7 protein-coding genes are annotated in these 9,120 nt (G+C 70.1%); 5 read left to right on the top strand and 2 right to left on the bottom strand.

Annotation, left to right across the window (positions count from 1 at the left end; all coding sequences use genetic code 11):
- The first annotated feature begins 191 nt into the window (after positions 1-191).
- The 4 genes from MXD95_RS09890 to MXD95_RS29590 all read left to right on the top strand — a co-directional run bounded on the left by MXD95_RS09890 (position 192) and on the right by MXD95_RS29590 (position 6,764).
- The gene (locus MXD95_RS09890; protein WP_250640262.1) at positions 192-2,075 is read left to right on the top strand and encodes a glycoside hydrolase family 15 protein; all 1,884 of its coding nucleotides are present in this window, start codon (positions 192-194) and stop codon (positions 2,073-2,075) included.
- Positions 2,072-3,565 (top strand): MFS transporter, encoded by a 1,494-nt coding sequence (locus tag MXD95_RS09885; protein WP_250640261.1) that lies wholly within the window; start codon positions 2,072-2,074, stop codon positions 3,563-3,565. Before MXD95_RS09890 ends, MXD95_RS09885 begins: the two co-directional genes overlap by 4 nt.
- A 321-nt stretch (positions 3,566-3,886) precedes the next feature.
- Positions 3,887-5,350 carry a DUF2252 domain-containing protein gene (locus MXD95_RS09880; RefSeq protein ID WP_250640260.1) on the top strand — a complete coding sequence of 488 codons (1,464 nt, stop codon included), beginning with the start codon at positions 3,887-3,889 and terminating at the stop codon, positions 5,348-5,350.
- 106 nt (positions 5,351-5,456) lie between these two features.
- A complete protein-coding gene (locus MXD95_RS29590; RefSeq protein WP_250640264.1) occupies positions 5,457-6,764 on the top strand; it encodes a YhjD/YihY/BrkB family envelope integrity protein in 1,308 nt (435 codons plus the stop codon).
- A 173-nt stretch (positions 6,765-6,937) separates the two neighbouring features.
- Here MXD95_RS29590 and MXD95_RS09870 read toward each other — a convergent pair whose 3' ends face one another.
- Together MXD95_RS09870 and MXD95_RS09865 are read right to left on the bottom strand one after the other, a co-directional pair.
- Positions 6,938-7,480 (bottom strand): hypothetical protein, encoded by a 543-nt coding sequence (locus MXD95_RS09870; protein ID WP_250640259.1) that lies wholly within the window; start codon positions 7,478-7,480, stop codon positions 6,938-6,940.
- A gap of 125 nt (positions 7,481-7,605) precedes the next feature.
- On the bottom strand, positions 7,606-8,520 hold the full coding sequence (locus MXD95_RS09865) for a cyclase family protein (protein WP_250640258.1): 915 nt from the start codon (positions 8,518-8,520) through the stop codon (positions 7,606-7,608).
- 404 nt (positions 8,521-8,924) lie between these two features.
- Here MXD95_RS09865 and MXD95_RS09860 point away from each other — a divergent pair, with 404 nt between their 5' ends.
- The gene (locus MXD95_RS09860; RefSeq protein ID WP_250640257.1) at positions 8,925-9,119 is read left to right on the top strand and encodes a hypothetical protein; all 195 of its coding nucleotides are present in this window, start codon (positions 8,925-8,927) and stop codon (positions 9,117-9,119) included.
- Position 9,120 lies beyond the last annotated feature (1 nt).

Raw genomic sequence — 9,120 nt, 5'->3', positions numbered from 1 at the left:
CCACAACTGATCAACCAGGGACCAGGGGGTCAAATTTCCGAGACCCCCACGTGGTCAGTTTTCAGGAAGCCTTGACACGGACTCGGCGTCATCACCGATCTTCACCGCAGTGGGGGCGCCACGCACCATCACGGATGGTGAGGATGCGGTCATGGTGGGTGAGGTGCACGATGGTCGGCGGAGGTGCCATCATGGACGAATATCCACCGATCGCGGATCACGGCCTCGTGGGCGACCTGCAGACCGCGGCGCTGGTCGCGGCCGACGGGACCGTGGACTGGTGGTGCACGCCACGGTTCGACTCGCCGAGCATGTTCGCCTCGCTACTTGACAGCGATCGGGGCGGCCACTGCCGTCTGGCCGCCGATGTGAGTGACGTGGACGGGGCGACCGTCCGGCAGCTTTACCTCACCGACACCGCGGTGCTCGTCACCCGGTTCATGGCGCCGGGCGGGGTGGGCGAGGTGGTCGACTTCATGGAGCCTGATCCGTCGACCGTCCCGTCGCCGCGGCACCGGCTGATCCGGGTCGCCCGGGTGGTCCGCGGCAGCCTGCCGTTCGAGCTGCTGTGCCGGCCGCGGTTCGACTATGGCCGCGCCTCCCACACTCTGCGCCACCTCGATGACGGGTCGATGGTGTTCCAAGGCCCGGGCACGGACCTGCGGCTGCAGGCGACCGCCCCGGTCACGCTCCATCCGGACGGCCAGGACGTCTCCGCCCGCTTCACTCTCAACGCCGGCGAGCTGGCCGCGGTCGTCCTCACCAGCACCAGCACCAGCGGCGACGGCGACGGCGACGCCGGCCGCCACGGACATCGCGGCGGCCCACCACCCACCGTCGAGTCGATCGTGAAGGCGTTCGACACCTGCCGTGCCTTCTGGCTGGACTGGCTGCGTGCCTCCCGGTACCGCGGCCGCTGGCACGAGATGGTCACCCGTTCGGCGATCACGCTGAAGCTGCTCACCTACGCACCCACCGGCGCCCCCATCGCCGCCGCCACGATGGGCCTGCCCGAGCAGATCGGCGGCGAACGCAACTGGGACTACCGGTACACCTGGATCCGTGACGCCTCCCTGTCCGTGCACGCCCTGACGGCGCTCGGCTTCACCCGCGAGGCGAACGCCTTCCGCGGCTGGCTGCGCGGACGACTGGACGCGGGGGTCACCGTCTCCGGCGAGCCGCTGCAGATCATGTACCGCGTCGACGGAGAACCCCACCTGACCGAGGAGGTTCTCGACCATCTGGAGGGTTATCGGCGTTCCGCCCCGGTCCGGGCCGGAAACGCCGCCGCCGACCAGATCCAGCTCGACATCTACGGCGAGACCGCCTATGCCCTGGCCGAGACAAAGGACATCGGCGCCGTCCGCGGTTGGAACGCGTTCGCCGGCGTCACGGACTGGTTGACCGAGCACTGGGATCGCCCGGACGAGGGCATCTGGGAGACCCGCGGCGGCCGGCAGAACTTCACCTACAGCCGCCTGATGACCTGGGTTGCCTTCGACCGTGCGATCACGCTCGCGACCACCCACTCCCGCCCCGGCGACCTCACCCGCTGGCGCGGCGCCCGCGACCGCGTGTTCCAACAGATCCTCGACCGCGGCTGGAGCGACAAGCGCCACGCCTTCGTCCAGCACTACGACACCGACGTCCTGGACGCATCCCTGCTGCTCATGCCCCGCGTCGGCTTTCTCGCCCCGGACGATCCCGACTGGCTGAGCACCCTCGACGCCATGGACGACGAGCTTGTCAGCGACAGCCTCGTCTACCGGTACGACCCGGACGCCTCGCCCGACGGCCTGCGCGGATCCGAGGGCACCTTCAACCTGTGCACCTTCCTCTACGTGCAGGCTCTCGCCCGCGCCGGGCGTCTCGACGCGGCCCGCTACGCGTTCGACAAGATGCTCACCTACGCCAACCACGTCGGCCTGTTCGCCGAGGAGATCGGCCCGTCCGGAGAGCAGCTGGGTAACTTCCCCCAGGCCTTCACCCATCTCGCGCTCATCGACGCCGCCATCGCCCTGGATGAGGAGCTTGACCGGGCCGAGCAGTTGGTCGGAGACAGGCAGCCGGCATGAGCAGGCAGACCCGCGCCACGGGAACGCGCGCCCCGCGGCCGGCCGGCCGCTGGCCCTCGGCGGACATCTCGCCGCCGGCTCGCACCCTGGCACCGGCCCACGCCCCACCGCCGGCCGGCACCCGGCGGTGGCTGTTGGCCCCACTCGTCCTCGCGCAGTTCATCTGCAGCTTCGCGGGGTCGAACATGAACGTGATGATCAACGACATCAGTGCCGACCTCAACACGACCGCCCAGGGCGTGCAGGTGACCATCACACTGTTTCTCCTGGTCATGGCCGCGCTGATGATCCCCGGCGGGGTCCTGGCCGACCGGTTCGGCCGCCGACGCTGCTTTCTCGCCGGGCTCGCGGTGTACGGGGTGGGCGCCGTGCTCAGCGCCGCCGCACCCGGACTCGGTGTGCTGATCCTCGGGAACTCGATCCTCGAAGGCATCGGCACCGCGTTGTTGATCCCCCCGGTCTACATCCTCATCACGGTGCTGTTCACCAATCTCACCGGCCGCGCCCGTGCCTTCGGGGCCGTCATGGCCGCCGCGGGTGTCGGGGCCGCGGCCGGGCCGCTGCTCGGCGGTCTGATCACCACCGCGATCAGCTGGCGGGCGGCGTTCGTGTTCCAGGCGCTGGTCATCGCCCTCGTGCTGATCCTGGCGCGGTCCCTTCCCGACCCGCTTCCCCCGGATCCGCAACGTTCCTTCGACGTCCTGGGCGCCGTCCTGTCCGCCGCCGGCCTCGTCCTGGTCGTGCTGGGTATCCTCGCCGCCGACGACAACCTGGTGCTGACGGCCGTCCTGCTGGTCGCCGGCGTGGTCGTCCTGGCCGGTTTCCTGCGCCGGGCGCGGGCCTGGGAACGGGCCGGTCGCGATCCGCTGCTGTCCCCGACGCTGTTCCGCAACCGTGCCTCGAACCTCGGCCTGATCACCCAGAACATCCAGTGGCTGGTGCTGATGGGTGCCTCGTTCACCGTCGCGGCCTACCTGCAGGTCGTCCGCGGCTACGACGCCATCCAGACAGGTCTGATCTTCACCCCGGCCACCATCGGCCTGCTCGCCACCTCGCTCGCCGCGCAGCGCCTCGCGGTCCGGTACCCGCAGCGCACCCTGATCATGGCCGGGTTCGCGCTGAACATCGCCGGCATCGCCGTCCTGCTCGGCATGGCGGCGGGATCGCCCAGCCCGTGGGCGTCGGCCCCCGGGCTGCTGCTGACCGGTATCGGCGTCGGCGTCATGCTCACCCCCTCGGTCAACGTCGTCCAGTCCGCCTTTCCCGCTCGACGACAGGGCGAGATCTCGGGCCTTTCCCGCAGCATCTCGAACCTCGGTTCCTCCCTCGGCACCGCCATCGCCGGCACCATCCTCGTCGCCGGCCTGGCGCGGCACTCCTACGCCGCCGCCATGGTCACCCTCGCCGTCATCGCCCTCGTGGGCCTGGGCAGCGCCGCATTGCTGGCCCACGGCAGCGACGAGCCGACCCGGGCGGATGCCGGAACCTGAAACCCGGTGACTTCGCTGCCGGCTCAGGACGACAGTATTCTGGCCGGCTATGTGGGAACGGACGAGGCCGTGCAGGCCTCCGGAGCGCAGCCGACGGTTGCCGTCTTCTCGCCCTACGAGAAGTCTGAATTCGTCAGAGACACACCGGCAGACGACGTCGAACTGGCGAACGGACCGCGCCTGCTCCGCGTGACGCTGAGCAGGTCGGGAAAAGTCGGAAAGCGGTCCCGAGGGCCATGATCCAGCTGTGTTGCACGTTTGTGGATCGTCGCTCGCGGGCACTGCTCGGGCGGGAAAGTTTGCTTCGGGGTGAGGCGGATCATGACAGCTGTCGTCAGCCCATTTCCTGCCGCGGAATCCCTGCGGACAGGGCTGTCCGTAGAAATCCAAAATCTCACGTCGCTCGAACGCGCCGCTCGGGGAAAGGCCGCGCGGGATCTCGTGCCGCGCTGGGCACACGGCGAGTACGAATCGGGGCCAGGCCGGGCGGACCCGGTGAATCTGCTCGAACTCCAGTCTCGGGCACGGCTGCCGGAACTCGTTCCGCTGCGCTATACGCGCATGCTGGAATCACCGTTCCGGTTCTTTCGCGGCGCGGCGGCGCTCATGGCGGCGGACCTCGCCCGCACGCCCGTGTCCGGAATACACGTGCAGCTGTGCGGCGACGCGCACCTGCTCAACTTTCGGCTCCTCGCCTCGCCCGAGCGGCATCTCATGTTCGACCTCAACGATTTCGACGAGACGCTGCCCGGCCCGTGGGAGTGGGACGTCAAACGCCTGGCGGCGAGCCTCGTTATCGCCGGTCGTGCCAACGGGTTCGGCCGGTCGACGCGCCGGGCGGCCGTGCTGGCCGCGGCCGGGGCCTACCGGGGCTGGATGCGCCGGTTCGCCGCTATGACCACCCTCGACGTCTGGTACGCCCACGTCGAGGCCGACCAGCTGCGCGACCAGCTCGCCGACGCCCTGCCGGGACGTGCGGCCCGGCAGGTCGCTCGGGCCACCCGCCGTGCCCGCGGTCGCGACCGGCACCGGGCCTTCGCCGCACTGACCGAGACCACGCCGGCCGGGCCACGTTTTCGCTCAGACCCGCCGCTGCTCGTCCCCGTCCGGGAGCTGCTCGCCGGAGCCGACCGCGACCGGCTTACCGGCCAGCTCACCGCCATCGTCGATGAGTACGGCGCCACGCTGGGCGACGACCGGCGCACGTTGCTGCACCGGTACCGGCTCGTCGACGTAGCCCGCAAGGTCGTCGGTGTCGGCAGCGTGGGCACCCGGTGCTGGGTGGCGCTGCTCCTCGGCCGCGGCCCCGACGATCCCCTGCTCCTGCAGGTCAAGGAGGCGCAGACATCGGTCCTGGCCGAACACCTTCCCGCCAGCCGCTACGACAGTCAGGGGGAGCGGGTCGTCGCCGGCCAACGTCTGATGCAGGCCGCCGGCGACATCTTCCTGGGCTGGCGTCGGGTGGACGGGATCGACGGGCAGCGCCGCGACTTCTACATCCGCCAGCTCGAGGACTGGAAGGGCATCGCGGTTCCGGCGCGGATGAACGCCCATGGCCTCGCGCTGTTCGGGAGGCTGTGCGGGGCCACCCTGGCGCGGGCGCACGCCCGCTCGGGCGACCCGGTCGCGATCGCCGCCTATCTCGGCGCCGGTGACGCCTTCGACCGGGCGATCACCCGGTTCGCCGAGGCCTACGCCGACCAGAACGAACGGGACCACGCCGCGCTGGCCGAGGCCGCCCGAACCGGCCGGATCACGACGGCCCAGGGCGTACGGACGGGATGACGTCTTGCCCGAACTCCCGCGAAAGCCCCGAAAGGCCGATGGCGGCTGCCATGGCCCCCGCGGCGGCCTCCACCACGGGGGAGACTCGGTCGGATCCCGGTTGTCCGTGAACGCCGCCCGGGACCGGGCGCTGCGGCTGCGGGACGGGTTGCGGGCCAGGTGGCGCGGCTCGGCGGCGCAGGACCTGGCCAGCCGGCTGCGGGAAGGCGATCTGATCAACGGTGCGATGACGCTGGCCGCGCTCATCCTGATGCTGTTCTTCCCCTTCCTGATCATGCTTGCCGCCGTGTCGCCGCTACGTCCCGGCGGCGCGGCAGAGGTCATCATCAGGCGGATGGGCCTCAACCACGAGGCCGCCCTCGCGGTTGAGCGTCTCCTCACTCCTCACACCGGCACTCCCCACACCGGCGCAGGCGTCCAATCCACGTGGACAGGGCTGGGGGCGCTGTGGATCAGCCTGGGCGGTCTGAGCCTGGCCGGGTCGGTGCAGTCGATCTATCGGCGCGCCCATCGGATACCGCCGCTCGGACCGCGCGGCCTGCTGGCGCAGCTGCTCTGGCTCGCCGGACTGATCGTTTTTCTGGCCGGCAGCACGGCCACCGGCACGATGCTGTCCCGCACGACCGCCGGCCAGGTCTGCCAGGGCCTGATCGTCACCGTCGCACTCGCACTGTTCTTGTGGGGCGGCACCTGGATCCTTCTGTGCGGTCGGCTGCGCTGGCGGGAGATCCTTCCCGCGACCGTGTTCACCACGATCGGGCTGACCGGACTCGGCCTGGTGAGCCGGCTGCTGTTCTCCGACTCGATCGTCTCGAACGAGCTGAACTACGGTGAGATCGGCGTGGTTTTCACCCTCCTTTCCTGGCTGATCGGTCTCGGTGTCGTCCTCGCCGGCGGTGCGATCGTCGGCGTCTGGTACAACCGGCGTGGCGTGCCGGACCAGGGCCACCCCACGATGCGTGGCAGGAAAGCACCGGGCGGTGTCCGCGCAGGCGCTGTCTCACCGGGCCCCGCGCAGGGCACCATCGGTGTCATGCACCCGGAGATCCCGCGCCCCGAGATCCAACACCCTGAGGTCCAACACCCTGAGATCCTCGCCCAGCAGGGGTATATCGCCGTCCAGACCAACGACATCCCGGTCCGCGAGCTCTTCCCCGGGGTGCGGCTGCGCTCCCTGTGGCGTGGGCCGTCCGGCGCGCACGCGAACGTGCTCGAGATGGACCCGGGCGCCCGTTGGCCGCGGCGGGACGTTCACGACCCCGGCCCGGAGGAGGTCTACGTACTCGCCGGCACCTTCCAGGACGGCGCCCGCGACTACCCGGCCGGCACGTTCCTGCACGCCCCCGCCGGCTCGTGGCACATCCCCGCGACCACCACCGGCTGCACCCTGTTCCTCTTCTACCCGGCCGGCTGAGCTGAACGATTGACCTGACAGCCCGTCGACGAGCGCCCTTCGAAGGTAGGTCTCGGCGTCGAACCCGTCGAACCCGTCGAGGACCGCCTGCCAGGCGGTGGTGCCGTGGGCGGCACCCGCATGCGGCGCTCGCGGGAAGGCGGCCAACGCCTCGACGACGTTGGTATGGGCGATCAGTATCCGGACTGGGTGGTCCGCGAGGTCAGCACGTCGTGCAGGATGTTGAGGCGGCGCTGCAGGTAACGGGTCTGTGAGCCGAACCAGGCCGGAGCCCAGAACCAGGACGTGAAGACCCCGACCCGGGTCGGTGAGCCGACGAGGGCGTGCGCGGCGTTGAGACGCTTGGCCGTGGCGCCAAGGCCGACGAAGGCCCAGAACGGGATGAGCTGGTTCCACCACCGGCTGTTCGCCCGACGCGGCTGGCCGAGAACGGCGGCCAGTTCCGCATTGATCCGGTCGTACCAGAGGAGATAGTAGATAGAGAATGTGAGTACGCAGAGCCACCACAGTCCCCAGGCTCCCTGCTTGCGCGGGACCGGCGGAACCCCCCCGACCGGGGGCCGGGCCGGGGCGCCGGACCAGCCCGGCTGGGCCGGGTACGGCGGGTACGGCGGATTCGGCGCCCACGCCGGGTGCGGAGCTGGCGCCGGCTGCATGCTTCCGCGCGGTGCGGGCAGCTGCTCCCTGCCGGTGGTGTGATCGGCTGGCTCGGTCATCGTGCTGTTCCCCCCGTGGAAAGTCCTGGATCCGCCCCGGCGCTCAGAACGTCTCCGGGGCACCGGGGAGTGTAGCGCTGGTCCCGAATCCGCGAACAGCTCGAGGCCTGGCGCCGAGTCAGCCGTTACTTCACCGCCAACGGGTTCAGGGGCGTCCCGACGCCGTTCGCGACCTTCAGCGCCGGCGCGGCCAGGAGGAATTCGTACACTCCGTCGGCGGCGCAGTCCGCGGCGAGCGTCTCGAGGTCGAACATCTCGCCGAGCGTCATTCCCATGTCCCGGATGAGAATGTAATGCACCGGCATGATGGCGTGCGGGTCACCGGTCGGATACCGTTCGACCGCCCAGTTGTCGGCAGCGAGCGCCGCCACGTCGTGCTCGTGCAGCCATTGGGCGCATTCCAGGGTGAGGCCGGGCTCGCCGCTCATGAACTCGGCGGCCGAGCCCTCGGTGAACCGCTGGGTCCACCCGGTGCGCACGACCAGGATGGTCCCCGGCTCCAGCGTGACACCCTGGCGGTCGAGGGCCGCATCCAGCTCGCGTGGGCCGATCCCGTGGTCCGGTGCCAGGCAGTCGACGCCGTGGAAACGCGCCACGTCCACGAGCACGGCCGGCCCGATGACCCCCCGCGCGATCCGGTCGATGGCGAGCCTTCCAGCTCCCTGCGGGGTGATCGACGACGCGGGCACGTTGTTGTAGCAGAAGCCGTCGTAGAAGACATGCGCGAGGCCGTCCCACTGGGTGGCGCACTGCAGTGGCATGACGATGAAGTCGTCCGCGAATCCGGCACCGTCGGGATACACGGACTGGCCCGTCATCGACATCAGATGGACAGGGTTCACCCGCCCGCCCAGTCCGATCTGCGGACCTTTCGACGACAGGACGTACCCCAGATCGAACACGCGGCCGGTCCGCGCCAGGGCCGCCCCCGCGGCGACCCGCGCCGGCGTGATCAGGTTCAGGGTTCCGACCTCGTCGTCCAACCCCCAGCGCCCCCAGTTCGACAGGCCCCGGCCAACCGTGCGGAAGTCCTTGCTCATCGTCGCCCTCCTGCCAGTCGCCCTGATACCAGGTCGCTCCCCGCCCGGCGCCTGTCACGGGCGCGGCCCAACGGCGCGTGGGCGCGAGCCACATCGGTCCACCAGCACGGTCGCAGGTGGGTCACGGCCGATAGTCGAGATCGACGTCGATTTTGAGGCCATCTACCTGGGCATGTCCAGCCTCTAGCCTCCGGCCGCCAGACGGCCGATGCGGGTGAGCCGCTCGCCGCCGACGACGGTTGTCAACTACCGCAAGAGACGCAGACCAACCCGAATTTGAACGAATGCGGAATCTCGTCGTAGGGATGTCCAGGGATACGGCGACCGGCCGTGTCCTTCCGGATAGATCACATGTCGCTGTTGGGAGGGCGCCAGTGGAGGGCAGTGCCGCGTACGCTTGGAGGATGGGTGAGCCGACCGTTCCCGAGGGGCGGATGGGGGAGGGGCCTGCCGTCCCGCTGTGGGATGTGGAGTACCCCGACGACGAGCAGGAGGCCGACCGGGCTGCTTGGGATGCGTCCCTGGCCGAGCCGGGCGATAACATTCCGTTGGAAGCGGTGCTGGCCGAGTTCGGCGACACCGACCTGTTGGCCTCCTGAG

Source organism: Frankia sp. AiPa1, assembly GCF_023243075.1.
GTDB lineage: Bacteria > Actinomycetota > Actinomycetes > Frankiales > Frankiaceae > Frankia.
The sequence above is the reverse complement of the archived record's forward strand: the minus strand, read 5'-3'. Positions and strand labels throughout refer to the sequence as shown.

Coding starts and splice junctions, on each gene's coding strand:
- MXD95_RS09890 (WP_250640262.1), top strand. CDS start 192: ATGGACGAATATCCACCGATCGCGGATCACGGCCTCGTGGGCGACCTG.
- MXD95_RS09885 (WP_250640261.1), top strand. CDS start 2,072: ATGAGCAGGCAGACCCGCGCCACGGGAACGCGCGCCCCGCGGCCGGCC.
- MXD95_RS09880 (WP_250640260.1), top strand. CDS start 3,887: ATGACAGCTGTCGTCAGCCCATTTCCTGCCGCGGAATCCCTGCGGACA.
- MXD95_RS09870 (WP_250640259.1), bottom strand. CDS start 7,480: ATGACCGAGCCAGCCGATCACACCACCGGCAGGGAGCAGCTGCCCGCA.
- MXD95_RS09865 (WP_250640258.1), bottom strand. CDS start 8,520: ATGAGCAAGGACTTCCGCACGGTTGGCCGGGGCCTGTCGAACTGGGGG.
- MXD95_RS09860 (WP_250640257.1), top strand. CDS start 8,925: ATGGGTGAGCCGACCGTTCCCGAGGGGCGGATGGGGGAGGGGCCTGCC.